The organism is Rouxiella badensis, assembly GCF_002093665.1.
In the GTDB taxonomy this organism is placed as follows: Bacteria; Pseudomonadota; Gammaproteobacteria; order Enterobacterales; family Enterobacteriaceae; genus Rouxiella; species Rouxiella badensis.
Genome location: NZ_MRWE01000071.1, coordinates 1 through 526 on the forward strand (window position 1 = coordinate 1; position 526 = coordinate 526).

The 526-nt window shown below is 48.1% G+C and carries 2 tRNA genes; both read right to left on the bottom strand.

Annotated features, from left to right (window positions below):
- Positions 1-136: 136 nt before the first annotated feature.
- Positions 137-212: transfer RNA gene (locus BS640_RS21835), tRNA-Ala, on the bottom strand.
- 133 nt (positions 213-345) lie between these two features.
- Positions 346-422, bottom strand: a tRNA-Ile gene (locus BS640_RS21840).
- Positions 423-526: the final 104 nt, after the last annotated feature.

Genomic DNA, 526 nt, shown 5'->3' on the forward strand with positions numbered 1-526 from the left:
CAGTACTTCTACGGAGAGTTATGTTCAGCTGTATCATTTCAATTTTTCAGCTTGTTCCAGATTGTTAAAGAGCAAAATACTTCGCAGTATACTGTCGCCAATATACTCTGAAGTATTGGTGTGAACCGTATGGATATGGTGGAGCTAAGCGGGATCGAACCGCTGACCTCCTGCGTGCAAGGCAGGCGCTCTCCCAGCTGAGCTATAGCCCCATACAGTCACTAACAGATACCTTTATCACTCATCGTTCAGATGAGTCAGCCAATGCTTTTCTTATCAAGGCGGAGTCACACGACGTTTGCTTGGTGCAAACGAGTGGGGCGACAACGCAGAGAAGGAAAGGATTGGTAGGCCTGAGTGGACTTGAACCACCGACCTCACCCTTATCAGGGGTGCGCTCTAACCACCTGAGCTACAAGCCTATAAAGGTATTTCTGCTCGTTACTTTTTCATCAGACAATCTGTGTGGACACTGCACAATGCGTATCTTGAGGTAAGGAGGTGATCCAACCGCAGGTTCCCCTAC